Origin of the sequence: Pseudomonas sp. JV449 (genome assembly GCF_032424295.1) — a bacterium.
In the GTDB taxonomy this organism is placed as follows: Bacteria; Pseudomonadota; Gammaproteobacteria; order Pseudomonadales; family Pseudomonadaceae; genus Aquipseudomonas; species Aquipseudomonas marginalis.
This window is the reverse complement of sequence record NZ_VYKD01000028.1, coordinates 180,477-204,244: the sequence shown is the minus strand read 5'-3', so window position 1 is coordinate 204,244 and position 23,768 is coordinate 180,477. Positions and strand designations below refer to the sequence as shown.

The following is a 23,768-nucleotide window of genomic DNA, read 5'->3' as shown; positions in this document are numbered from 1 at the left end:
ACGACTCCGCCACGCTGGCTGCCGGGGTTATTTCATGTCCCTTGCCTGCACGCCTCATTCATTCAGAGCATGCGGCGCAGCACGTCGTTGCGCGGATCGCGGTCGTAGAAGCGGTGCTTGAGGGCGCCTGCGACATGCAGCACGATCAGCACCAGCAGCGTGTAGGCGAGGACTTTGTGCAGCCACTGGAACACCGCGAACCAATCGTCATTCTTCGGCAACAGCTCCGGCAGGTTGACCCCGAAAAAGAACACCCCGTCGCTCATCGTAAAGGTGCTCGACATGGAGTAACCCATCAGCGGCACGATCACCAGCAGGACATACATGACGCGCTGCGTCAGGCGTGACAGGAAGCGTTCATACCCGGCCAGGGTTTCCAGCGGCTGCGGCAGCCTGGGGGTACGAAAGCGCACGGCGAGCTGAGTCAGCACCACCAGCAACGTCAACACCCCGAAGGACTTGTGCCACGGGTAATAGAGCTCGAATTTGCTCGCCACCTCATCATTCATGCCGGTCATATGCCAGCCTGCCCAGAGCAGGCCCAGCACCAGTACGGCCCGCAGCCAGTGCAACAGGCGCAGGGACGTCGGGTAGCGATCGATTGTCGGTTGATTCATTGGGTTCATATCAAGCTCTCCAGGGAGCGATGCACGGTGGAATGGCCACCCTCGACGTTGGAGGGTGGCTCGGTCAGGACAGCGCGTGTGCTCAGGCCGGCAGCAGCACGGTGATGACTTTCTCCTCGGTGTAGGCCAGCGCGCCGCTGAACCCGCCTTCACGCCCGATACCGCTGGTCTTGACGCCGCCCCAAGGCAGGTTGGCGTCCAGCGGGCTCCAGCAGTTGATACCGACGGCGCCGGCCTTTACCGCCGCCGCCACACGGTGCGCCCTGGCCAGGTCGCCGGTCCAGACCGTGGCCGCCAGGCCGTAGGTGCTGTCGTTGGCGAGGGCGATCGCTTCGTCTTCGCTGTCGAACGTGATCAGCGTGCCGACCGGCCCGAAAATCTCGTCCCGGGCGATGTCCATGTCGTTGCGGGCGTTGGCGAAGATCGTCGGGCGCACGAACCAGCCTTGCTCGGGCGTCGAGACGCCGCCGGCCAGCAGGGTTGCCCCCTGGTCGATGCCCCGCTGGATGTAACGGTTGACGCGATCGAACTGGGCTTTCTTGGCCACCGGACCCATCTGTACCCCGGGCTCGCGCGGGTCGCCGACGTTCACTGCGTGTGCGGCCTCGGCCAGCGCGGCGCCGAAACGCTCGGCGAGGCTGCGCTGCACCAGGATCCGCGAGCCGGCGGCACACACCTGGCCCTGGTTGGCGAACAGGCCGAGTGCACAGCCGCGCAGGGCATCGTCGAAGGACGCATCGTCGAACACAATCTGCGGGCTCTTGCCGCCCAGTTCCAGGGCCACGCGCTTGAACAGCACGCCGGCCGTGCGCTGGATTTCACGCCCGGCCTCGGGGCTGCCGGTGAAGCTGATCTTGGCCACATCCGGGTGCTCGCACAGGGCGCGACCGACTTCGTTGCCGTAGCCGGTGACCACGTTGATCACGCCGTCCGGGAAGCCGGCTTCCTGCGCCAGCAGCGCCAGGTGCAGGGCCGACTGCGGGGTTTCCTCCGAAGGCTTGACCACCACGGTACAGCCCGCCGCCAGCAACGCGGCGAGCTTCCACACGGTGATCATCAGCGGCGAGTTCCAGGGCACGATGGCACCGACTACGCCGACGGGCTCGCGCACCGTGTACGACAGGGTTTTGGTGCCGAAGTAACCGCCGGTGGGAATGGTGCGACCTTCGAGCTGATTGGCCCAGCCGGCGGCGGCGCGCAGGTTGGCGATCGCGTTGGGCAGGTCCATCCGGCGCGGTTCGATGGGCGAGCGGCCGATGGCATTGGCGTCCAGATCGGCCAGCCGTTCGCTGTCGCGCTCGACCAGGTCGGCCAGTTTCGCCAACAGTCGGCCACGCTGGGCGCCGCCGAGTTGGCTCCAGTCGCCCCTTTCCAGTTGGTGGCGTGCCGCCGCCACGGCACGTTCCACGTCTTCGCGGGTGCCACGGGCGGAGCTGCCATACACCTGCTCGGTCACGGGGTTGACCAGGTCGAAACGGCGCCGGTCGAAGGCTTCGCAGGGCGTACCTTCGATGAAATGATTCAAGTGCTCAGTCATGTTGCGGTCCTCGAGTAGTGGGCAGGCTCACGCCTTGAGGGACGCCAGGGCGTCGCCGAAGATGTCCAGGGCCTTGAAGAACAGTTCGCGGGAGATCGTCAGCGAGGGCATCACGCGCATCACGTTGCTGTAGCGGCCGCAGGGGATCATCAGCACGCCGTGGTTGAGCAGGTAGCCCATCAACTGGCCGATCTTTTCGCCCGCCAGGGGCGCCTTGGTGAGCGGATCCTCGACCAGTTCGATACCGATCATCAGGCCGCGCCCGCGCACTTCGCCGACCAGCGGGCTGTTGAAGCCGCGAATATGCGCCTGGGCTTCCAGCCCCAACGTGTGGGCGCGGTTGAGCAGGTCGAGTTGTGGATCCTGCAGGATGCTGATGTTGGTCAACGCCACGGCCGCCGACAACGAGTTGGCGGCAAAGGTGTTGGGCATCGAGCCGTCGGGAATCTTGGCCGCCAGGTCCGAACGCATGATCAGCCCGGCCATGGGCAGGTCGCTGCCGATGCCCTTGCCGAAGGTGAGCATGTCGGGCTTCACGCCGGAATGTTCGACCGCCCACATCTTGCCGGTGCGTCCTGCACCGGATTGCACTTCATCGACAATCAGCAATGTGCCGCTGCGGTCGCAGGCCTGGCGCAGCAATTGCAGGAATTCCGGCGAGGGTGGCACGTAGCCGCCTTCGCCCTGGACCGGCTCCACGATCACGGCCGCCACGTCATCGGCGGCGGTATAGGGGGTGTTCAACAGGTAGTCGATGTACTCGCCGGCGATCTGCTCGGCGCTTTTGTGGGTGGTGTCGAAGGGGAAACGGTAGGCGTACGGGTAGGGCGCGTGGATCACGCCCCCCATCTGGGCACCGAAGCCCTTGCGGTAGGCGGTGCCGGTGGTCAGCGCGCCCGAGGCATGCCACACGCCGTGGTAGCCGCCATGGAAGGCGATGATCTGGTGGCGTCCGGTAATGCGCCGGGCAAACTTGATCGCGGCCTCCAGCGCATCGCTGCCGCTCTGGGTGAAGAAGGTCACGCAGTCGCCACGCAAGCCATCGGGGGCGATCTCGGAGAGCTTGGCCGCCAATTCGGTGCGCCGCGTGCTGTTGATTTCCAGGGCGTGCATCAGCACTTCGGACTGTTCGCGAATCGCCTGCACCACTTTGGGGTGGCAGCGGCCGACGCTGCTGACACCGACGCCGGCGGAAAGGTCGATGTAGGTGTTGCCGTCGGGGTCTTTGAAGGTCGCACCGAAGGCGCGGTCCATGGCCACCGGCATGCGGCCGCCGCCGCGTGCCATCGACTCGGTGCGCGCCGACAGCGCCAGGGCCTCGCGGGTCTTGGGGCCGGGCAGTGTGCCGGAGACAATGTGCGGGGCATCCGCGAAGTGCAGGGCTTGAAAGTTGGCTTCACTCATGACGGTCTCTCTGGAATGTCGATTTAAGTGTGCCGATCATCTCCGCCGCGGGTTCCCGGCCGGTAGCCCGAATCGGCACATGAGACGCGGGCATTCCAGCGCATAAACAATTTGCAGGATGTGACCGATGTGCGAGTATCAAAGGCATCGGCGATCTAAAAACAAGAATGTTGGTAGAGGCACACCCCCCAATGAAAAACCAGACGATCAGCCATTTCCGCGATATCCACGTCCACGCAGCCACCATCCAACAGTGGAGCCAGGACTACAGCCAGCTCACCGCCGGTTCGGCCGAGAGTTCGCTGATGCAACTGACGACGACCGGTTGCCACCTGTTCCTCGAGCAGATCAACCAGCGTGTGGTGCAGAACGGCGTGGCGCCTCGCGACAAGATGTGCTTTGCGGTGCCGATCAATGTGCCCGGCTCGGTTCGCATGCAGGGCCGCGAGGTGGATGACAGCAGCCTGTTCTTCCTCCACGGTGGCGAGGAGTTCATGTTCCATATGCCGATGGGCATGGAGCTTTTGTCCATTACCTTTGAGCGTGAATTGTTCGAAGAGGCGCTGGAACAGACGGCGTCGGCGAAAGAACTCAATCGGTTGCTGCGCCAACCGGTGATAAAGGTGTCGCCCCAGCGTTTCGCCCAGGCCCGGCGTCGATTGCTGGCATTGTTCTCCGAGGCCCTGGTAAACGATGACCTCGACTACACGCGCGAGCGTGAGTCGGCGCTGGAACAAGCCATGCTCGGCGAGCTGCTGCAACTGATGACCGACCCGGCCTGTGACAAGCAGCAGCGCAGCCCCAGTTCCACGCGCAGCTTTATCGTCGAGAAATGTCATCGCCTGGCCACGACCGAAATGATCAACGTGCCCAGCGTGATCGATTTGTGCCAGCGTCTCCAGGTGAGTCGGCGCACGGTGCAGAACAGCTTCCGCTCGGTCGCCGAGACCACACCGCTGAATTACCTGCGCTCAGTGAGGCTCAACGGCGTACGCCGAACCTTGATGTCTACCCGGGCATCCGAGCTGTCGATTGGGGATGCCGCCGCCCAGTGGGGCTTCTATCACCTGAGCCATTTTGCCGCGGAGTACCAGGAGCTGTTCGCGCAGTTGCCGTCCCACACGACCCGCGCCGCCATTACCGGCAACGTGCGAGCCTGAACCCAAGCCTTTAGCAAGATCTGAATCAGCCTGCGTCGTCCGCTCGGGATGTGCAGGTGTTTCGCCGTGGGCGCTTGCGTTACCGATTTGGGATACCGGCACGCTGTCGGGCAGGCATAGGATCGATGCCAGCGTGCAACAACAACGACAAGCTATTCGGTACCGGTCGACAGCCGGCTGCACCGATCCTACAGCGACTGCCTCATACAATAAGGTCAACAGCATGAGTGTATCCAACTCGATCAACAGCTCCACGGAGCTCAAGCGTGGCGCCCTGGGTGTGGGCTTTATCATCTTCTTCGTGGTATCGGCGGCAAGCCCGCTGAGTGTGATCGCCGGCGGCTTCCCCATCGGCATCATGCTGGGTAACGGCGCGGGCACCCCGATGTTGCTGATCCTGGCCTTGCTGGTGCTGCTGGCGTTCTCGGTGGGCTACACCACCATGGCGCGCCACCTGACCAATGCCGGCGGTTTCTACGCGTTCACCGCCCGTGGGCTGGGCGGCCTGGCCGGTGGCGCGGCCGGGGTGCTGGCGATGTTTGCCTATAACATCCTGCAGGTCGGCTTGTACGGCATGTTCGGCGGGGTAGTCAGCGGCACCATGGAAGCCGCCTTCGGCCTGGTGCTGCCGTGGTGGTCCTATTCGCTGATGGCGATGGCAAGTATCGCGATCCTGGGGTATCGCAAGATCGACCTGTCCGCGCGGGTATTGTCGGTGATGGTGATCGCCGAGTACCTGGCGATCCTGGTCCTGGATTTCGCCATTCTCAAGTCCGGTGGCGACAGCGGCATCAACCTGGATTCGTTCAGCAGCCGCCAGGTGTTCAGCGGCACGCCGTCAATCGGCCTGCTGTTTTGCTTCGCCGCCTTTATCGGCTTCGAGGCCACCACCATCTACGGTGAAGAAGCCCGGGACCCGCAGCGCACCATTCCGATTGCGACCTACTGCTCGGTGTTGCTGATCGGCGGTTTCTACGCGTTGTCGGTGTGGTCGATGGTGGTGGGCGTGGGCGCGGACAAGATCGTGCCGATGCTGCAGGCCTTGCAGGACCCGACTACGTTTATCTATGGCATGTCCGACCACTTTGTCGGCCCGCAACTGACCCAGGTTATCCGGGTGCTGTTTATGGTCAGCATCTATGCCGGCCTGCTGGCCTTTCACAACGCCGCCGCGCGTTACTTCTACGCCATCGGCCGTGACGGCTTGTTGCACAGCCAGTTGGGCACCACCCATCGCGTGCACCAGAGCCCGCATATGGGCTCGGCCTTGCAGAGCCTGATCTCGGCCGTGGTGGTGTTGATTTTCGCGGCGCTGGATGCCGATCCGATCCTGCAGCTGTTTGCCTGGCTGTCCAACCTGGCCACACTGTGCGTGATACTGCTAATGGCGCTGACCTCGGCCGCGGTGCTGATGTTCTTCCGGCGCCATCCGCAGCTCAAGGTCGGGCTCTGGCGTGGGCAGATCCTCCCCGGTTTCTCGTGCCTGGCGCTCGTGGCCGTGCTGGTGCTGGCGGTGGTGCATTTCGATGTGCTGACCGGTGCCAGCCAACTGCTGTCCTACGGCCTCTGCGCGATCATTCCCCTGGCGTTGCTGGGCGGTGTATTCCTCGCGGCGCGGCTGCGCAAGGCGTCGCCACAGCGGTTCCTGGCCTTGGGCAGCCACAAGCTTTAAGGCGTGGGCGGTGGTGCCTGCCTGCTCAGCCTGACCAGCAGCGCGTGGTCAAGGCTGTCGAAGGGTCAACCAGGCTGGAATGATCACGCCTGCCGAGTAGGCCCCGCTGGAAATAATCCCGAGGATCAGCCAGCGGCGTGGATAAATCATGGGGGAACTCAATGTTGGAGAGTTGAAAGGCGGCCACCGCAGCTCAGTCAGGCGGCACGCCATTACACGCGGAAATGCCCGACCAGCTGTTGTTGGTGATTGGCCATCTGATGCAATGCGTCACTGGCCTGCGACGCCTCGTGCATGCGCCCGGCGAGTGTTTCGCTGATACCGCGGATGTCGCTGACGCGATGGCTGATATCGTCCACCACGCTGCTCTGCTCCAGGGCTGCACTGGCGATCTGCTGATTCATCTGTTCGATCACATCCACGGCCTGGGAAATATGCCCCAGCGCCACCCGGGTCTGTTGCACCTGGAGCACGCTGCCGCCGGCTTGCTCGCGGCTCAGTTGGGTACTGTGCACCACCGCCTGGCTCAACTGTTGCAACGTTTCGATCACCGTGCGCACCTGTTCGACCGAACTCTGGGTGTTGCTGGCCAGGTGCCTGACTTCATCGGCCACCACCGCAAAACCGCGACCCTGCTCGCCGGCACGGGCCGCTTCGATGGCCGCATTCAACGCCAGCAGGTTGGTCTGTTGCGCGATGGCGCTGATCACGTCCAGTACCTGACCGATCTGGTTGCTGCTGTCGGCCAGGGCGTTGACTTGCTGGAGGGTGGTTTCCAGGCGTTGGTCGAGGGCCTCGATGCTGCGTTCGGCGGTGGAGAACACCGCCTGGCCTGAGCGGCTCGCGTTTTCGGCGGCGGTGGCGGCGTCGGCGGCGCTGTGGGAGTGACGGGCGACTTCCTGGGCACTGGCGCTCATTTCGTGCAGCGCGGTGGCGGCCAGCTCCACTTCGCGGTATTGGCGCTGCATGCCGGCGCTGACTTCGCGGGCAATGCCGGACGAGGTGTCGGCGCTGTCGCGGGTGTCCAGGGACGCGGTCTGGATGGCGCGAATAATCGGCTGCAAGGTGTCGAGGAAACGGTTGAAACCATTGGCCAGGCGGCCCAGCTCGTCGCGTCGCCCGACGGGCAGGCGCTGGGTCAGGTCCCCGTCGCCTTCGACAATGGCATCGAGCAGCTCGGCCATCTTCAGCAATGGGCGAGTCACGCCGTAGGCCGCCAGCCAGATCAGCAGCATCCCAAGGCTGCTGGCCAGGATGCCCAGGCCAAGGTTGAGCCAATTGGACTCACGGCTTTTGTCGTCCAGTTCGCTCTGCATCTGCCGGGCGGACGCCTGCACCCGCGACTGCGGGACCTTGATCTGCAGTTGCCAGGCTGGGGTGCCCGCTGCCGTTTGCACGGATTGGCGGATGTCCAGGGTTTCCCCCGCGACATCGCCGCTGCGTCCCGCCACTTGACCCGAAGCCGACACCAGGGTGACCTGGCTGTCGCCCTGGTACAGGTCCTGGCTGAGGTTGGCGGCCAGTTTCTGCAAGGTGTCGAGGCTGATGTCCATGCCCACCACGCCGAGCACGTTGCCGTCGACGATCAGGGGGATGGAAATGCTGCTCATCAGGGCTTTGTGGCCTTCCACTTCGATGGTGTACGGCTCGACCACACACACCTGTCGTTGCGCCTGAGGGCAGGCGTACCAGGCGTTTGCCGGTGCGCTGCCGGGGGGCGCAGTGTTGGCGGCGATTTGTGTCTCGCTCAACACCTCCTGCACCAGTTGCCCCGGCTGGCTCTGGGACCAGTACAGCGCAAAGCGCCCGGTTTCATTGCCGGCCAGGGCGCGTTGGTCGCGCCAGTCGGCGTCGCTGCCGGCCAGGGCATCGGGCAGCATGATCACGTACAGGCCGAGGACTTTTTCGCGCTGCCTGAGGGCTTCTCGGGCGATGCCGACCAGGGCTTGACGCAATTGCACGACCGTCAGACGTCCATTGAGGGTTTGCTCGCGCAGTTGCAGAACCTGCTGGGCGAACCCTTCGCCATACAGCGCGGTTTCATTGAAAAAACGCTCCACCTGTTGGCCATGAGCCACGGCCTGGGCCTGCAAGCGTTCCAGCGCGGCCTGTGTCAGCAACGCGCTGCTCTGCTCCTTAAGCAGCTTTGCACTGGTTTGATTCTGGTAGGCGCTGGCGCCAATCAGCGCGCCCACGACTGCCAGCAGGCAAAGTCCGCTCAGCAGGGTGATACGCCATTGGAGGGTGAGATGGGTTGGACGCATGGCTGGGGCTTCCTACGGGGGGCGTTGGCTGTGATGGGCGCGTTCTTATTCTTGTTGCGGCATCCGCGCATAGCACGGGTGAGGCTAGGGTGCGGGCATGACAGGCCGGGCGGCTATCCCAAATCGGCAACAGCGCGAGGAGGGATCGGGCGGCCCCGACCTGTTTTGGGGCGGGGCTTTGGATGCTACCGATTTGGGATAGCGAGCCGTTCCAGGGCGGGCATAGGATCAAATTCAGCGCGCAACTAAAACAAAACGCTAACCGGTGCCGATGCGGTGTGGTCGGGCCAACCCTAAAGCGACTGCCTCATACAATAAGGTCAACAACATGAGTGTATCTATCCCGGTCAACAGCTCTACGGAGCTCAAGCGCGGTGCCCTGGGTGTGGGCTTCATCATCTTCTTCGTGATATCGGCGGCAAGCCCGCTCAGTGTGATCGCCGGCGGTTTCCCGATCGGCATCATGCTGGGCAACGGTGCCGGTACCCCGGCTTTGCTGATCCTGGCCTTGCTGGTGCTGCTGGCGTTCTCGGTGGGCTACACCACCATGTCGCGCCACGTGACCAATGCCGGTGGCTTTTACGCGTTCACGTCCCGTGGCCTGGGTGGCCTGGCGGGCGGTGCCGCCGGGGTGCTGGCGATGTTCGCCTATAACATCCTGCAGGTCGGCTTGTACGGGATGTTCGGTGGCGTGGTCAGTGGCACCATGGAAGCCGCCTTCGGCCTGGTGCTGCCGTGGTGGTCCTATTCGCTGATGGCGATGGCAAGTATCGCGATCCTGGGGTATCGCAAGATCGACCTGTCCGCGCGGGTATTGTCGGTGATGGTGATCGCCGAGTACCTGGCGATCCTGGTCCTGGACTTCGCCATCCTCAAGTCCGGCGGCGACAGCGGCATCAACCTGGACTCGTTCAGCAGCCGTCATGTGTTCAGTGGTACGCCGTCAATCGGCTTGCTGTTCTGTTTCGCCGCCTTTATCGGCTTCGAGGCAACGACCATCTACGGTGAAGAGGCCAGGAATCCCAAGCGCAGTATTCCGATTGCGACCTACTGTTCGGTGTTGCTGATCGGTGGTTTCTACGCGCTGTCGGTATGGTCGATGGTGGTGGGGGTGGGGTCGGACAAGATCGTGCCGCTGCTGCAGTCCTTGCAGGACCCAACCACGTTTATCTATGGCATGTCCGACCACTTTGTCGGCCCGCAACTCACCCAGATTATCCGCGTGCTGTTCATGGTCAGTATCTATGCCGGGCTGTTGGCCTTTCACAACGCCGCCGCGCGTTACTTCTACGCCATCGGCCGCGACGGTCTGTTGCACAGCCTGCTGGGCACCACCCATCGCGTGCACCAGAGCCCGCATATGGGCTCGGCGTTGCAGAGTTTGATCGCTGCGGTCGTGGTGCTGATATTTGCCGCGATGGATGCCGATCCGATCCTGCAACTGTTTGCCTGGCTGTCCAACCTGGCCACGTTGTGCGTGATCCTGTTGATGGCGCTGACCTCGGTGTCGGTGTGCGTCTACTTCCATCGGCATCCCGAGCTGAAGGTCGGGCTGTTGCGTGGACGGATCCTGCCCGGTATTTCGTGCCTGGCGCTGGTGATGGTGCTGGTGTTGGCGGTGGTGCATTTCGATGTGCTGACCGGTGCCAGCCAACTGCTGTCCTACAGCCTCTGCGCGATTATTCCGGCGGCCTTGATCATCGGCATCGTGCTCGCCGCGCGACTGCGCAACAGCTCGCCGCAACGCTTCCTGGCCTTGGGCAGCCACAAGCTTTAAGGCCCTCGCGTTTTTATCGCTCGACTAACCAGACAATCGCAGCCTGCCGTTGCTCGGCATGGCGCGCCAGCGTGTGAAAGGAAGGTTTCAAATGCACAACTATAAAATGCTCATCGATGGGATCCAGGTGGCCGGTGAAGAAGGCCGGTTCGATGTGATCAACCCGGCCACCGGGGCCGTGTTCGCCCAGTGCCCGGCCGGTTCCCTGGGGCAACTCGACCAGGCGGTGAACGCCGCGCAGTTGGCCTTCAAGAGCTGGCGCCACAGCAGCCACCCTGATCGCTGTGAACGTTTGTTGGCGATTGCCGCCGATATCGAGCAGGAGGCCCCATCACTGGCCCGGCTGATTGTGCTGGAACAGGGCAAGCCGCTGGAGCTGGCCTTTTCCGAGGTCATGGGCGCCGCCGCCTGGACCCGCTACGCGGCCGGGCAGGAAATTGCGGTGGAACGGGTGGAAGAAACGCCCACCCAGCGCATTGAGCTGCACCGCAAACCCTTGGGCGTGGTGGCGTCGATCACCCCCTGGAACTGGCCGTTCATGATCGCCGTCTGGCACATCATGCCGGCGCTGCGTGCCGGCAACTGCGTGATCAGCAAACCGTCGAGCCTGACGCCGCTGAGCACCCTGGGCCTGGCCGACATCATTGCCCGGCATGTGCCCCGTGGCGTGATCAACTGCGTGACCGGCGAGCAGGGCTTCGGCAGTGCGATCACCTCGCACCCGGGGATCCAGAAGATCGTGTTCACCGGTTCCACCGCCACCGGGCAAAGCGTGATGCGCGGTGCCGCCAGCAACCTCAAGCGCCTGACCCTGGAACTGGGCGGTAACGACGCCGCCATCGTGTTGCCCGGCACGCCGATGGAGGCGGTGGCCGAGGCGATCTTCCAGGCGGCGTTTCTCAACATGGGCCAGACCTGTGCTGCGCTCAAGCGCCTGTATATCCATGAGTCGCAGTACGAGGCTTTTGCCGACGCGCTGACGCATATTGCGGCGCGCCAGGTCGTGGGCGACGGCCTGGACGCCGGTGTCACCTTCGGGCCGGTGCAGAACCTTGAGCAACTGGAACTGGTGGAAGCCCTGGTCGATGACGCACGTGCCAACGGTGCGCGGGTGTTGTGCGGCGGTGCGCGTCTGGACCACCCCGGGTTCTTCTATCCGCCCACCCTGGTGGCGGACGTGACCGACGGCCATCGCCTGGTGGACGAAGAACAGTTCGGCCCGGTGTTGCCGTTGATTGCCTACCGGGATGTCGAGGATGTCCTGAAGCGCGCCAATGCCGGTGACATGGGCCTCGGCGGCTCGGTCTGGGGGCCGGATGTCGAGCAGGCCCAGGCCTTGGCCAGTCGCCTGGAGAGTGGTGTGGCGTGGGTCAACTGCCACGCTCAGATCCAGCCGAACACGCCGTTTGGCGGCAGTAAGATGTCGGGGTTCGGTGTCGAGTTCGGTCTGGAGGGGCTGCTGGAGTTCACGGGGCAGCAACTGTTGTTTGTGCGCAAGCAGGCTGTCGAAGAAGGAGTTTGAGCCATGCGTTATCTATCCCGTCATCCCGTATTCGGTTGCACGCTTGTGTGCACCCTGGCGCTCGGCGCTATCAGTCAGGTGCACGCTTATGAGCTGTACAGCGATGAGAGCCGTCACCTCAACGCCGACATGACCGCGGTGTTCGGTCAGTTCAACAGTCGCAAGAACTACGACGGCACGCCGGGCGGCTCCAGTTGGCGTGAAGGCTTTATCAAGTATGGCTTGAGTGGCGACCAGGGACTCGGCGGCAATGGCCGCGCCTACGGGGCATTTGCCCTGGTCAGCTCCGCCACGTGGGGCGATGGCGATCCGGGTGGCAACAGCGTTGGCACCGAGCGCACCACGAAGATTGAAGACGCCTACCTGGGCTGGCGCTCCGGCGACCTGTTCCCGGCGCTCGGTCAAGACGGCGTGGATATTTCCGGCGGGCGCCAGGTGGTCAAGGTCGGCCGAGGGTTCCTGATCAACGACGATGGGCTGAACCCGGGCAAGGGCCCGGCGGATGGCACCTTGAACCGTGGGGGCGCCTACTACCTGGCGGCCCGGCACGCGTTCGACCAAACCGCGGTGGTGCGCCTGGGGGGGCAGGATGGCCTGCACGGCAGTGTTCTGTGGCTCAAGTCCGATAACCGTATCCAGGCCGAAACCGAACTGGCCGCTGCGACCCTGGACTACACCGCCCAGCCGGGGACGCTCGGCTTGACCTGGGTGCATGGCCTGGACGTGAACGATCAATGGGCCAGCGACTTTCAACGCCAGCGCAAGGGCATGAATGTCTACAGCGTGCGCGGTGAGGGCGATGCGGGTATCCCTAACGTCAGCCTGGCCTTCGAGTACGCCTGGCAGGACAAGGACGCCGGGCCAGAAAAAGCCTGGTACGGCGAAGCGGGCTACACCTTCGCCGATATCGCCTGGGCGCCCAAGGTGACGTATCGCTACACCCGCTATTCGCAGAACTGGGACGCACTGTTCACCGGCCAGAGCACGGGCTACGGCACCTGGTTCCAGGGCGAAGTGGCCGGCAACTACGCCGGGCCGTTCAACACCAATACCCGCATCCACCATGTCGGGCTGAAGGCAACCCCACTGGAAAACCTGAGCCTGGGCGCGCTGTATTTCGACTACGCCACCGTGCGCAAAAGCAACGCGTTGAACCTCGATGGCCGTGAGTTGGATGTGTATGCCGAGTGGGCGGTCAACCCGCACTTGATCATCACCCCGCTGGTGGGGCTGTACACACCCAGGCAGGACGCGACCACCGGGGGCAATCAGGTCGGCGGCAACGGCACCAACCTGTACAGCCAGTTGACGGTGGCCGTGCCGTTCTGAGCATGACGCCTAGGGGGCGGCGTGGCTCGGCGGGTTGCGCATGTTTTCGGCAATCCGCCGGGTGGTGTCCATGACCATTTCGATCACGGTTTCCTGGCGCAGCAGCTTGAAGTTCTGGGTGGTGCCGACGGCCGACAGGCTGCCGACCACCTCGTCGAGGTCCGCCTGGATGATCGGCGCAGCGATACCGGTCAGGCCCAGGTTGAGTTCGTCGTGGGTCAGGCAGTAGCCGTCCTTGCGGATTTTTTTCGCGGCCCTGGAGAAGCCCGCCCAGTCATACGGGCTGTCCGGGTCGTTGGCCATGTGCTCGTCGAACAGGCGTTGCAGGCGGCGTCCTTTCTGGAAGGCGATCAAGACCTTCGATTGTGCCCCGCGGAAAAACGGCAACGGTTGCCCGCGCCCGAACGCGAAGTGATAGGTGTCGGTGGGTTCGGCGATGTAGGTGTTGATGATGCGACCGTCGTAAAACACGCTGGCGAACACCGCCAGGCCCGTTTGCGCCGACAGCTCGTGCATCAGCTCGCGCCCGGCGAGAAGGATCGGGTCGTACTGGCGCATCATCCAGTCCAGCTCGATGACCCGCGGGCCCAGGCCGTAGCTGCCGGCGTCCACGCGGGTCAGCAGGCCGGCGTCACACAAATCCTTGACGTAGCGGTACACGGTCGCCCGTGACAGGCCCATGCGCTCGGCAATGGTGTCGGGGTCGATCTTCAGCATTTGCGGACCGAACAGGTCGAGGATGCTCAGCAATTTGCTCAGGCTGCTCATTGTGTTCCTAAAAGAAAGGGAAGGGCGCTTGTGGCGTCCCCACGGGGACCCGGTTGCCCAAGCGCTGGCGCAACACTACCGCAGTGAGAGAAAAACGCAATCGCGGGTTAGCTTTTGAGGCTATTAAAATCTCATTAATCTCATTAAATGAGAAAAGCATACATAAAATGCTTGTTGGTTGCGGATTTGTATGTGATAAATCTCAGCACTGCAAATGCTCAAGCAAGAGGGCTGAAAATGAATGGTGCGCAACTGATAGTGAATGCGGCAGCGGCAAGCGGTATCGAGTACTGCTTCGCCAACCCCGGGACCACCGAGATTCCCCTGGTGGCCGCCATGGCCAGCGCACCTGCTCTCAAGCCGGTGTTGTCGCTGTTCGAAGGGGTCTGCACGGGGGCTGCGGACGGCTATGGCCGGATCGCCGGCAAGCCGGCCATGACCCTGACCCACCTGGGGCCGGGCTTTGCCAATGGCATCGCCAACCTGCACAACGCGCGTCGGGCCAATACGCCGATCGTCAACGTCATCGGCGATCACGCCTCCTGGCATGTCAACTACGATCCGCCCTTGGCCAGCGACATCCAGGCCCTGGCCGGCACCGTCTCTGGCTGGGTGCGCACCTCGCGCACCGCTGCCGGTATCGGTGAGGATCTGCAGGAAGCCGTGCGTGCGGCCTGGCAGGCCAAAGGCCAGATCGCCAGCCTGATCCTGCCCATGGACCTGCAGGCCCACGCAGTGACCCATAACGGTGTATTCGCACCTCTGCGCGCGCCGGTTCGTCGGTTTGCCGGTGACCGGGTCGAAACCGTGGCGCAGGCATTGCGTGACGGCCAGCGGCTGGTGTTTATCGTCGGCGATGAGGGCTTGTCGGTCGCGGGCCTGGAAGCGGCAGGACGCCTGGCGCAACTGCCCGGCGTGCGCCTGTTTGCCGAGACCTTTCCGCGCCTGAGCTACCGTGGCGGTGGCTTGCCAGACCTGGATCGCCTGCCGTATTTCCCGGAAGTGGCGATTGAAATCCTTGAGCAGTACGACCTGGTCATCTGTGCAGGCGTGCCGGAGCCCATCAGTTACTTTGGCTACGAAGGCATCCCGTCGCGCCTCGCCGAGCGTGAGCGCCTGCTGAGCCTGGCCGAGGTCGGTGACGATGTCGCCGGCGCGTTGACGGCGCTGGCCGATGCCCTGGCTGCACCGGCCTACGTGCCGACGCCGGAGGGCATCGAACTGCCGCCCGGCCATGCCGAACTGACACCGCAGTCGATCGGCCAAGTGCTCGCTGCGTCACTGCCCCACGACAGCATTGTCTCGGTCGAGGGCGGCACCTGCGGCTACCCGTTCTTTACCGCCTCCGCCCGCGCCGCGCGGCATCGGGTATTGACCAATACCGGTGGCGCGATCGGCCAGGGGATTCCGGTGGGCTTCGGCGCCGCTTTGGCGGAACGCGGCAATAGCGTGTTCTGCCTGCAATCCGACGGCAGTGCCCAGTACACCATTCAAACCCTGTGGAGCATCGCCCGCGAGCAGTTGCCGGTGGTGATCCTGATTGCCGCCAACCATCGCTACGCGATTTTGCAGAACGAACTGCGCCGTTTCGGCATGACCGAAATGGACCCCCAGGCCCTGCGCCTGACCGTGCTCGACAACCCGCGTATCGACTGGAAGGCCCTGGCCAAAGGCTACGGAGTACCGGCCTGCACGGTCCAGACCAATGCCGAACTGCAACGGGCCCTGGCCAATGCCAAGGCCGACCGTGGCCCTTGCCTGATCGAAATGGCGCTGTGAAGGAGTCGACTATGCATCCGCTCGAATTATTACCTGCCGTCCAGGCGTTCCTGGCGCAGCCCGGTCGTCTGTTCATCGGCGGTATCTGGCAGGACGCCGCCAGCGGTCGCCGTTTCGCCGTGGAAAACCCGGCCACTGAACAGACCCTGACCGAAGTCGCCCAAGGCGATGAACGCGATGTGAATGCGGCCGTCGCGGCCGCCCGCGCAGCCTTTACCGGCACGTGGGCCTTGCAGTCACCGGCGCAGCGCGGCCTGTTGCTGTTTCGCCTGGCCGATCTGTTGGACCAGCACCGCGAGGAGCTGGCGCAGCTGATCACCCTGGAGAACGGCAAGCCTATCGCCAACGCGCGCGGTGAAGCGGCCAGCGCGGCAAACATCATTCGCTACTTCGCCGGCTGGCCCACCAAGATCGAAGGCAGCACGCTGCCCGTATCCCCGGCCAGCGGCGCGCCAATGCTCAACTACACGTTGCGCGAACCGGTGGGGGTCTGCGCGCTGATCGTGCCGTGGAACTTCCCGTTGACCATGTGCGTGTGGAAGCTCGGCCCGGCGTTGGCCACCGGTTGCGTGGCGGTGCTCAAGCCCGCCGAGCAGACCCCGCTGGTCGCGATCCGCCTGGTGCAACTGATCGAGGCCGCAGGTTTCCCCGCCGGCGTCGTCAACCTGATCACCGGCCTGGGTGCCGACACGGGTGCACCGCTGGCACAGCACCCCGACGTGGACAAGATCGCCTTTACCGGCTCGACCCAGGTTGGGCGGCTGATCGCCCAGGCGGCCACCGGCAACATGAAAAAGGTCTCGCTGGAACTGGGCGGCAAGTCGCCGAACATCATCCTGCCCGACGCCGACATCGTGCGCGCCGCCAAAGGGGCTGCCGATGGGATTTTCTACAACCAGGGCCAGGTGTGCACGGCTGGCTCGCGCCTGTATGTGCACGCCAGTGTGCTCGACCAGGTGCTCGAAGAATTGCAGCGCCATGCCGCCGCCTATGTGCTGGGCAACGGCCTGGACCCGGCCAACAGCATGGGGCCGTTGGTGTCCGCGCGGCAGTTGAACACCGTCAAGGGTTACCTGCAGCGGGGCCAGGAAGAGGGCGCCGAACTGATCTGCGGCGGCGGCCGTCCCGAACACCTGGAGCATGGGCACTTCATTCAACCGAGCGTGTTTCTCGACCGTGCCGAGCGCGCCTGCGTGGCCCGCGAAGAAATCTTCGGCCCGGTACTGACCGTCATGAGCTGGACCGACATCGACGACCTGGTGCTGCGTGCCAACGATTCGCCGTATGGCCTCGCCGCCGGCCTGTGGACCCGCGACCTGCGCTCGGCGCACCGCGTGGCGGCACAGCTCAAGGCCGGCTCGGTATGGATCAACTGTTGGAACGTGGTCGATCCCTCTTCACCGTTCGGTGGCTACAAACAATCCGGCTGGGGCCGGGAAATGGGCAAGAACGTGATCGATGCCTACACCGAGACCAAAAGCGTGTTTGTCGATCTGGCCTGAACTGAATAATCACACGAGGTAATTGCTATGGATCTGGAATTGAAAGGCCGCGTGGCCATTGTCACCGGTGGCGGTATGGGCATCGGCAAGGAAGTCGCACGTTTTCTCTCCGAGGAAGGCTGCAAGGTAGTGATCTGCGCACGGCGCATGGCGTTCCTGCAGCTGGCGGCCGAAGAGATCAGTGCACAGACCGGCAATGAAGTGCTGCCGCTGTTCTGCGACACCAATGACATGAAGGCCGTGTCGGAGATGGTCGAGGCGGCGCACAAGCATTTCGGCCGCATCGACATCCTGGTCAACGGTGCTGCGGCGCCGTCCGGTGTGGTGCGCAATGACATCGAACACGCCGGCGACGATGAGCTGCTGTCGGACCTCAACACCAAGGTAATCGGCTACTTCCGCTGCGCCAAGGCCGTGACCCCGCACATGAAGGCGGCCGGCTTCGGACGCATCATCAACATAGGCGGCCTCACCGGGCGCAGCAGCAAGGTGCTTTCGGGCATGCGCAACCTGGCGATCGCACACATGACCAAGACCCTGTCCGACCAGCTCGGCCCTTCGGGGATCACGGTCAACCTGATCCACCCGGGCGTGGTGGACACCCCGCATATCCAGGAGCTGTACGACCGCGAAGCCGTCAAGCAAGGCAAGACCGCGCAGCAGGTCGAGCAGGCCTACATCGACGCGACACCGATTCGCCGCACCCTCGCACCGATTGAAATGGGCTGGCTGATCGGCTTCCTGGCATCGCCAAAAGCCGGCGCAGTGACGGGCGAATCCATCGGCATCGACGGTGGCTTGACCCGTGGCATCTATATCTGAGGAGCATCTGTGATGAGTAACGGAACCCTTTTGGTCGCCACCGTCGGGCAAGCGGTGATCCGCAGTGCCGACGATGGCCGTACCTGGCATCGCCTGGGCCTGGGGCAGGACCTGGAGTTCGATGCGATCACCCGATCCTTGAGCCTGCACCCCGACACGCCCGAGCGGATCTATGCCGGTACCGATGTGGGCTTGTGTGTGAGCCACGATACCGGTGGGCATTGGCGGCGCATCGATTCGCCTTTCAACGGGCAGACCGTGTGGAAAGTTGCGGTTGACCCGCAGGATGCACAACGCATTTTCGTCGGCACCGGCGCGCCTTCGCGTGCCGTGTTGTGGCGCACCCTGGACGGCGGCCTGAGCTGGGATCGCGCCCCGGTGGAAATCCCCGAGTTCTGCGACGGCGTCAGCCGCCCACGCCTGCTGGCCTTCGCCTATGACCCTACCGACCGCAACCAGCTGTGGTTCGGCCTGGAGGAGGGCGGGCTGTTCCATTCCCGTGACGGCGGCGACAGTTGGACCCGCGTCGACGACCGGCTGCTGTGGGACTACAACTCCGACGTCCACAACATCCTGGTGCTGCCCAACCACGGCGAGAAAGTCATTGTGGTGGTCTGCGTCAATGCGGTGTACCGCAGCCTGGACGAGGGGCTGACCTGGACCGGCATCATCGGTCGCGAAGCCTTCGGCCTGTACTACATCCGCGCCATGAACGCGCCGTTGGGCACGCAGAACGAGCTGTACCTGAGTATTTCCGATGGCACCCCCGGCACCACCAGCAAGATCCTGGTGTCCCGTGATGCCGCACTCACTTGGAACGTGCTGCCGCTGCCACAGCAGCCCAATTCCTGTGTCTGGGCGATTGCCTTCAACCCGGCCAACCCGCGACAGATCGTGGCGGGCACCAAGTACGGGCATTTGTTCACCTCCGACAATGGCGGTGACGGCTGGCAGAAGCATTGGCGGGAATTCAGCGAGATCGCTGATGTGCTCTGGACGCCTGCGGTTGCGCAGATCAAGTCCGGGCATCAATCCATCGTCAAAAAGCACTGAGGGATAACGCCATGAAGATCGAGATCCTGCGGACTCACTTATCGCTGTGGGTCAGTGACCCTGACGTGTCGGCACGCTGGTACGCCGACATCCTGGGCATGCACGAAAGTGCCCGGGGCGAGAGCTGGGTCATGATGGCATTTGGCGGCAAGCACCACGACATCGCCCTGATTCGCGCCGACCCCGGCGCCCATCAAGGCGGGTTGGGCCTGCAGCACTACGGCCTGGAAATCGCCGGGGACATGACCACCCTGCGCCAGCTCTACGGCATGTTGCTGGGCAAGGGCGTCGAGGTGGTGAAGATCACCGATCACGAGATCGGCCATGGCGTGTATTTCAACGACCCCGACGGCAATCGCATGGAGTTCTTCCTCGAGACCGAACACGACGATGCGCGCGGCAAGGCCCGGTTCAAGGCCGCCGGCGCGCCGAGCCGACATTTCAACCTGGATCCACTCGACCCACTTTGAGGCAACCCTGATGAAAACCGCGAATTTTGCTACGTATCACATCCGCAAATGGTACAGCTTTGTCGAAGAAACCCTGGCCAACGAAACCGGCCAGCTGGCCGATGGCGAGCCCCTGTTCAAGTACGCGATCGCCGCCGTGATCGCCAACCCCTATGCCGGTCGCTACAGCGAGTCGCTCGCCGAACTGGTCGACCCATCGCCGTTGCTGGGCGAAGAGTTTGGCCGGCGCATACAGGCACTGGCCGGTGCCCATGAGATTGTCAGCTATGGTAAGGCGATCCTGGTCGGCAGCGCGGGCGAATACGAGCACGGCAACGCGTTCCTGACCAACCCGGCCGCCGATCCGATTCGCGTCGCGCTGGGCGGTGGCAAGTCGTGGGTGCCTTCCACCGGCAAGCGCGGCGGCCCGGGTTCGACCATTGACGTCCCCCTGGCGCACAAGGATGCGCTCTACGTACGTTCCCACTACGACAGCATGTCGCTGATGTTCGGCGACGGCCCCGCGCCGGACGAAGTCATCGTGATCTGGGCCTTCGCCACGCGCGGGCGCCTGCACGCACGGCTGGGTGGCCTGCGTGCCGAAGACATCCAGGGCGTTGACGGGCTGCACTGATGACACGCGTGCGGGCCTTGGCAACGCCGGTTTAAAACCACAACAAGAAAGCGGTGAACAGCGATGAAGCAGGAGAAGACCCAGGTTGTGATTGTCGGGGGCGGGCCCAATGGGATCACGGCCGCGCACTATATGGGGATGTACGGTATCGACTGCGTCGTCCTTGAGCTTGCCGACTGCATACTGCCTTACCCACGCGCGGTGGGCATGGATGATGAAGCGCTGCGCGTGTTGCAGGCGATCGGCATCGCCGAATTGGCAGTGCGTGACATGATCTGCGATGTGCCACTGCGTTATTACAACGCGCGGGGCGTGTGTTTTGCCGAGGTCAAGCCAAGTGCCGCGCAGTACGGCTGGCCGATGCGCAACATCTTCATGCAGCAGTTGCTCGAAGGCACGCTGCGCGAAACCCTGGGGCAGCGCAGCACTGTGGTGTTGCGCCAGGGGCATGAAATGCTGGAGCTGGAACAGGATGGGGAGGGCGTGACCTTGCAGGTCCGCGATGCCCAGGGCGAGGTCTATCAGCTGAGCGCCGATTACGTGATCGGCGCCGACGGCGGGCGCTCCACCGTACGCAAAAAGCTGGGCGTCGAACTGCTGGGGTTGACCCATGCGCGCAAATGGGTGGTGGTCGATACCGCCAATGACACCCTGGATGCGCCTTACACCGCCCTGCACGCCGACCCGCAGCGGCCCTTCGTGTGCATTTACCTGCCGTACCAGCAGCGGCGCTGGGAGTTCATGCTGATGGAGGGCGAGGACGAGGCGAAGATGTGTGACGAGAACACCATTCGCGACCTGATCCGTGGGCATATCGGCGACGCCGTGGACGCGCTGAATATCATCCGTATCCGCGCCTACACCCACCATTCGCGCGTGGCGGCGCGGTTTGTCCAGGGGCGTGTGGCACTGGTCGGCGATGCCGCGCATATATCGCCACCCTGGGCCGGGCAGGGCCTTAATTCCGGGTTGCGCGACGTGGCCAACGTGGCCTGGAAACTGGCCGCGATCATCCAGGGGCGTGCGGCCCATGGGATCCTTGCCAGCTACGACCAGGAACGTCGCGGACACGCCACCGAACTGGTGGCCCTGGCCGACAATATGGGCACGGTACTGGGGCTGACCAACCCGTTGATGGCCGGCGTGCGTGACTGGTTGTTCCAGGCGGTGAACAGCGTCGATAACCTGCGTTCGCACCTGCTGGAGTTCAAGTTCAAACCCAAGGCCACCCTCACCAAAGGGCTGGTCTATCACGAACGTGCCGAACTGCGTGAAGACGACCTGGTGGGCCAGCTGTTTGTGCAGCCGTTTATCGAAGACGCCCAGGGCCAGCGTCGGCGCCTGGATGACGTGCTGGGCAATTCCTATGCGGTGCTGGGTTACCGGGTCAATCCCCTTGAGCCACTGAGCGAAGACATGGCAAGGTTCTGGGCGCGCTGGGACACGCGCTTTATCCAGGTCAATCGCTCGCGCAGCGGCCTGGGCCGCCACCAGCCCTTGACGGCGACGAACGCCATCAGCGTGGAGGATGTGGATAACCGCCTCGGCGAATGGTTCTCCAGGGTGCGCGATTGCATCGTCGTGGTGCGTCCTGACCGGTTTGTTGCCGCCATCACCACGCCGGAGCGGCTTGACGCGGTATTACGCAAGTTAGCGGGGCAACTGTCATGAGCATCGATACGGGCGTATTGAGCCAGTTAGACCAGGCCACGCGTACGGTGCAAGCGATTGCGCCACTGGCCCCCGAGGCGTTGGACCTGCGCGGCGGCTACGCACTGCAACGCCAGGCGCTGGATGCGCGCCTGGCGGCGGGCGAACAGTTCAGCGGTTGGAAAATCGCCTTCGCCGGCAGCGCCGCGCAACGGCGCTTCGGCATTGACGAACCGGTGTATGGCGGCCTGACCGATCAGATGCGCGTGCCGTCGAACACGGCGGTGGCGCTTTCACGGTTGATCCAGCCCAAGCTGGAAGTCGAAGTGGCGATTGTGCTGGGTCGCAGCCTGGCGCCAGGTGACTACAGCGATGAGGAGATCCTGGCCGCAATTGCCGAGGTGGCACCCGCGTTCGAGATTGCCGACTGCCGTTGGCAGGAGTGGACGTTCGGGGTAGGGGCCTTTCTGGCCGACAACGCGGCAGCGGGCTTGTATTGCCTGGGACCCAGAACCGTTTTCGACCCTGTTGAACATGCCAACGTGACGTTCCGCCTGGAATGCGCAGGCGCGATCTGCGGCGAAGGGGAGACCCAGGGCCGGGAAGATCCACCGCTGGCCAATCTGTGCTGGCTGATACGCCGGCTGCTGGCCGATGGTCAACCGGTGGAGGCCGGGCAGGTGGTGCTGTCTGGCGCGCTGTTGGCGCCGATGAATATCCAGCCCTGCACCTACCGCCTGCAGATGTTTGGCACGGAACTGGCTTTGCTTTTCACTGCGGACACTGCCGCAGTGTGAGCCCTAGCTGCCGTCAAGGATGACTCCAGTCCCCTTCAGGCCGATGACAACAACGGGGCCCCCGAGGAACGACCACCATGCTTGCCGAAGTTCGAACCTTCAATGACCCTCAACTGCACGCCGGTTCCATCCAGGGCTGGCAGCAGGTGTATGACCAACTGGGGCGTGGCAGCCTGACCAGTGAGCTGCGCCAGTTGTCGGCCGAGCGCTTTCAGATCTTCCAGGAAGTATTGGACAAACGCGTGGTGCAGCGCGGCCATGCGCCCAAGGGACGACTGTGCGCGGCCATGTCATTGGGCGGCGAGCCCGTTGTGCAGGGCCAGCAGGTGGGCACCCACAGTGTGGTGCTGTTGCGCGCTTGCGAGGAGTTTGTGCTGCATGCGCCGGAAGGCACGCACTTCTTCGCTTTCAACGTCGACACGGTGCGTTTCGCCAAACTCGCCGCCTTCGAGTTGTCCGGCGACCAGCTCAAGCGCTTGAGCACCCGCTCCCAGCTGTGCGTGGATGACGCGTTACGGCTGCGGATACGCCAGCGTATCTACCCGCTGTTTCGTCACCTTTTGCAACAACCCGAGGCCATCAGTGCAACCGCCGAGAACATGCTCGAAGACGAGTTGCTCAATGCCTTTCTCGACCTGTTCAGCAATGCCACCGACGAAGTGCGTTGCCGGCGCGGCAACTTCGCCGTGAGTGCCTACCTGGTCAAGCGTTGCCAGGAGTTGATCGATGCCAGCGGCGAGACTCCGCTGAGCATTCTCGACCTGTGCGAACACCTGCGGGTCAGCCGACGGACCCTGCAGAACAGTTTCCAGGCGGTGACCGGCATGCGTCCGCTGGAGTACCTGCGCAACCTGCGCCTGAATGCGGTGCGTCGACGCCTGATCGCAACGCCGGCCTGCAGCCAGAACGTCGGTGATGTGGCGGTGGCGATGGGCTTTTTCCACCTGAGCCACTTTGCCGCCCATTACCGCGAGTTGTTTGGCGAATCGCCTTCGCACACCCAGCGGGCGATCGGCTGAATAG

The 23,768-nt window shown here is 63.7% G+C and carries 18 protein-coding genes and 2 pseudogenes; 14 read left to right on the top strand and 6 right to left on the bottom strand.

The window, feature by feature from the left end; translation table 11 throughout:
* Positions 1 to 62: 62 nt before the first annotated feature.
* From F6S08_RS24980 to F6S08_RS24970, 3 genes are all read right to left on the bottom strand, one after another.
* Positions 63 to 626: a cytochrome b gene (locus tag F6S08_RS24980; RefSeq protein WP_315872469.1), complete on the bottom strand. Its 564-nt coding sequence runs from the start codon at positions 624 to 626 to the stop codon at positions 63 to 65.
* A gap of 82 nt (positions 627 to 708) precedes the next feature.
* Positions 709 to 2,163, bottom strand: a complete 1,455-nt coding sequence (locus F6S08_RS24975; RefSeq protein ID WP_098479422.1) for an aldehyde dehydrogenase family protein — start codon at positions 2,161 to 2,163, stop codon at positions 709 to 711.
* 27 nt (positions 2,164 to 2,190) lie between these two features.
* Positions 2,191 to 3,567, bottom strand: a complete 1,377-nt coding sequence (locus F6S08_RS24970; protein WP_065927426.1) for an aspartate aminotransferase family protein — start codon at positions 3,565 to 3,567, stop codon at positions 2,191 to 2,193.
* Between the two features lie 191 nt (positions 3,568 to 3,758).
* Between F6S08_RS24970 and F6S08_RS24965 the strand changes: the two genes are divergently transcribed.
* Entirely contained in the window at positions 3,759 to 4,727 is a 969-nt protein-coding gene (locus tag F6S08_RS24965; protein ID WP_065927427.1) for a helix-turn-helix domain-containing protein, read from the top strand.
* Between the two features lie 223 nt (positions 4,728 to 4,950).
* Positions 4,951 to 6,399, top strand: a complete 1,449-nt coding sequence (locus tag F6S08_RS24960; protein WP_315872468.1) for an APC family permease — start codon at positions 4,951 to 4,953, stop codon at positions 6,397 to 6,399.
* Between the two features lie 212 nt (positions 6,400 to 6,611).
* Here F6S08_RS24960 and F6S08_RS31585 read toward each other — a convergent pair.
* Positions 6,612 to 7,154, bottom strand: a pseudogene (locus F6S08_RS31585) (methyl-accepting chemotaxis protein); the annotation flags it as partial.
* Positions 7,155 to 7,469: 315 nt separating this feature from the next.
* Positions 7,470 to 8,279 (bottom strand): annotated as a pseudogene (locus tag F6S08_RS31580) (HAMP domain-containing protein); the annotation flags it as partial.
* Between the two features lie 712 nt (positions 8,280 to 8,991).
* Here F6S08_RS31580 and F6S08_RS24950 point away from each other — a divergent pair.
* From F6S08_RS24950 to F6S08_RS24940, 3 genes are all read left to right on the top strand, one after another.
* Entirely contained in the window at positions 8,992 to 10,440 is a 1,449-nt protein-coding gene (locus tag F6S08_RS24950) for an APC family permease (RefSeq protein WP_315872467.1), read from the top strand.
* Between the two features lie 91 nt (positions 10,441 to 10,531).
* On the top strand, positions 10,532 to 11,962 hold the full coding sequence (locus tag F6S08_RS24945; protein WP_315872466.1) for an aldehyde dehydrogenase family protein: 1,431 nt from the start codon (positions 10,532 to 10,534) through the stop codon (positions 11,960 to 11,962).
* Positions 11,963 to 11,965: 3 nt separating this feature from the next.
* A complete protein-coding gene (locus F6S08_RS24940) occupies positions 11,966 to 13,291 on the top strand; it encodes a hypothetical protein (protein ID WP_315872465.1) in 1,326 nt (441 codons plus the stop codon).
* Positions 13,292 to 13,300: 9 nt separating this feature from the next.
* On the opposite strand, the gene F6S08_RS24935 is transcribed toward F6S08_RS24940, so the two are convergent.
* Positions 13,301 to 14,059 (bottom strand): IclR family transcriptional regulator, encoded by a 759-nt coding sequence (locus F6S08_RS24935; protein ID WP_065927432.1) that lies wholly within the window; start codon positions 14,057 to 14,059, stop codon positions 13,301 to 13,303.
* Positions 14,060 to 14,296: 237 nt separating this feature from the next.
* Between F6S08_RS24935 and F6S08_RS24930 the strand changes: the two genes are divergently transcribed.
* From F6S08_RS24930 to F6S08_RS24890, 9 genes are all read left to right on the top strand, one after another.
* Positions 14,297 to 15,838 carry an acetolactate synthase large subunit gene (locus tag F6S08_RS24930; protein WP_315872464.1) on the top strand — a complete coding sequence of 514 codons (1,542 nt, stop codon included), beginning with the start codon at positions 14,297 to 14,299 and terminating at the stop codon, positions 15,836 to 15,838.
* Between the two features lie 11 nt (positions 15,839 to 15,849).
* Positions 15,850 to 17,340, top strand: coding sequence for an aldehyde dehydrogenase family protein (locus F6S08_RS24925; RefSeq protein WP_065927434.1), 1,491 nt, complete (start codon positions 15,850 to 15,852; stop codon positions 17,338 to 17,340).
* A 27-nt stretch (positions 17,341 to 17,367) separates the two neighbouring features.
* Complete coding sequence (locus F6S08_RS24920; protein WP_027606679.1) at positions 17,368 to 18,162, top strand: SDR family NAD(P)-dependent oxidoreductase; 795 nt, start codon at positions 17,368 to 17,370, stop codon at positions 18,160 to 18,162.
* Between the two features lie 12 nt (positions 18,163 to 18,174).
* The gene (locus F6S08_RS24915; protein ID WP_027606678.1) at positions 18,175 to 19,215 is read left to right on the top strand and encodes a WD40/YVTN/BNR-like repeat-containing protein; all 1,041 of its coding nucleotides are present in this window, start codon (positions 18,175 to 18,177) and stop codon (positions 19,213 to 19,215) included.
* Between the two features lie 11 nt (positions 19,216 to 19,226).
* Complete coding sequence (locus tag F6S08_RS24910; protein ID WP_012724261.1) at positions 19,227 to 19,685, top strand: VOC family protein; 459 nt, start codon at positions 19,227 to 19,229, stop codon at positions 19,683 to 19,685.
* A 10-nt stretch (positions 19,686 to 19,695) separates the two neighbouring features.
* Complete coding sequence (locus F6S08_RS24905) at positions 19,696 to 20,298, top strand: amino acid synthesis family protein (RefSeq protein WP_027606677.1); 603 nt, start codon at positions 19,696 to 19,698, stop codon at positions 20,296 to 20,298.
* A gap of 63 nt (positions 20,299 to 20,361) precedes the next feature.
* Positions 20,362 to 21,969, top strand: coding sequence for a bifunctional 3-(3-hydroxy-phenyl)propionate/3-hydroxycinnamic acid hydroxylase (locus F6S08_RS24900; RefSeq protein WP_065927436.1), 1,608 nt, complete (start codon positions 20,362 to 20,364; stop codon positions 21,967 to 21,969).
* Positions 21,966 to 22,745 (top strand): 2-keto-4-pentenoate hydratase, encoded by a 780-nt coding sequence (locus F6S08_RS24895; RefSeq protein WP_065946942.1) that lies wholly within the window; start codon positions 21,966 to 21,968, stop codon positions 22,743 to 22,745. The genes F6S08_RS24900 and F6S08_RS24895 overlap by 4 nt, the downstream gene beginning before the upstream one ends.
* 77 nt (positions 22,746 to 22,822) lie before the next feature.
* Entirely contained in the window at positions 22,823 to 23,764 is a 942-nt protein-coding gene (locus F6S08_RS24890; RefSeq protein ID WP_065927438.1) for a helix-turn-helix domain-containing protein, read from the top strand.
* Positions 23,765 to 23,768: the final 4 nt, after the last annotated feature.

Bases quoted from the DNA above. Each gene is read 5' to 3' on its own strand.
- F6S08_RS24980 (WP_315872469.1), bottom strand. From the start codon at position 626: ATGAACCCAATGAATCAACCGACAATCGATCGCTACCCGACGTCCCTG.
- F6S08_RS24975 (WP_098479422.1), bottom strand. From the start codon at position 2,163: ATGACTGAGCACTTGAATCATTTCATCGAAGGTACGCCCTGCGAAGCC.
- F6S08_RS24970 (WP_065927426.1), bottom strand. From the start codon at position 3,567: ATGAGTGAAGCCAACTTTCAAGCCCTGCACTTCGCGGATGCCCCGCAC.
- F6S08_RS24965 (WP_065927427.1), top strand. From the start codon at position 3,759: ATGAAAAACCAGACGATCAGCCATTTCCGCGATATCCACGTCCACGCA.
- F6S08_RS24960 (WP_315872468.1), top strand. From the start codon at position 4,951: ATGAGTGTATCCAACTCGATCAACAGCTCCACGGAGCTCAAGCGTGGC.
- F6S08_RS24950 (WP_315872467.1), top strand. From the start codon at position 8,992: ATGAGTGTATCTATCCCGGTCAACAGCTCTACGGAGCTCAAGCGCGGT.
- F6S08_RS24945 (WP_315872466.1), top strand. From the start codon at position 10,532: ATGCACAACTATAAAATGCTCATCGATGGGATCCAGGTGGCCGGTGAA.
- F6S08_RS24940 (WP_315872465.1), top strand. From the start codon at position 11,966: ATGCGTTATCTATCCCGTCATCCCGTATTCGGTTGCACGCTTGTGTGC.
- F6S08_RS24935 (WP_065927432.1), bottom strand. From the start codon at position 14,059: ATGAGCAGCCTGAGCAAATTGCTGAGCATCCTCGACCTGTTCGGTCCG.
- F6S08_RS24930 (WP_315872464.1), top strand. From the start codon at position 14,297: ATGAATGGTGCGCAACTGATAGTGAATGCGGCAGCGGCAAGCGGTATC.
- F6S08_RS24925 (WP_065927434.1), top strand. From the start codon at position 15,850: ATGCATCCGCTCGAATTATTACCTGCCGTCCAGGCGTTCCTGGCGCAG.
- F6S08_RS24920 (WP_027606679.1), top strand. From the start codon at position 17,368: ATGGATCTGGAATTGAAAGGCCGCGTGGCCATTGTCACCGGTGGCGGT.
- F6S08_RS24915 (WP_027606678.1), top strand. From the start codon at position 18,175: ATGAGTAACGGAACCCTTTTGGTCGCCACCGTCGGGCAAGCGGTGATC.
- F6S08_RS24910 (WP_012724261.1), top strand. From the start codon at position 19,227: ATGAAGATCGAGATCCTGCGGACTCACTTATCGCTGTGGGTCAGTGAC.
- F6S08_RS24905 (WP_027606677.1), top strand. From the start codon at position 19,696: ATGAAAACCGCGAATTTTGCTACGTATCACATCCGCAAATGGTACAGC.
- F6S08_RS24900 (WP_065927436.1), top strand. From the start codon at position 20,362: ATGAAGCAGGAGAAGACCCAGGTTGTGATTGTCGGGGGCGGGCCCAAT.
- F6S08_RS24895 (WP_065946942.1), top strand. From the start codon at position 21,966: ATGAGCATCGATACGGGCGTATTGAGCCAGTTAGACCAGGCCACGCGT.
- F6S08_RS24890 (WP_065927438.1), top strand. From the start codon at position 22,823: ATGCTTGCCGAAGTTCGAACCTTCAATGACCCTCAACTGCACGCCGGT.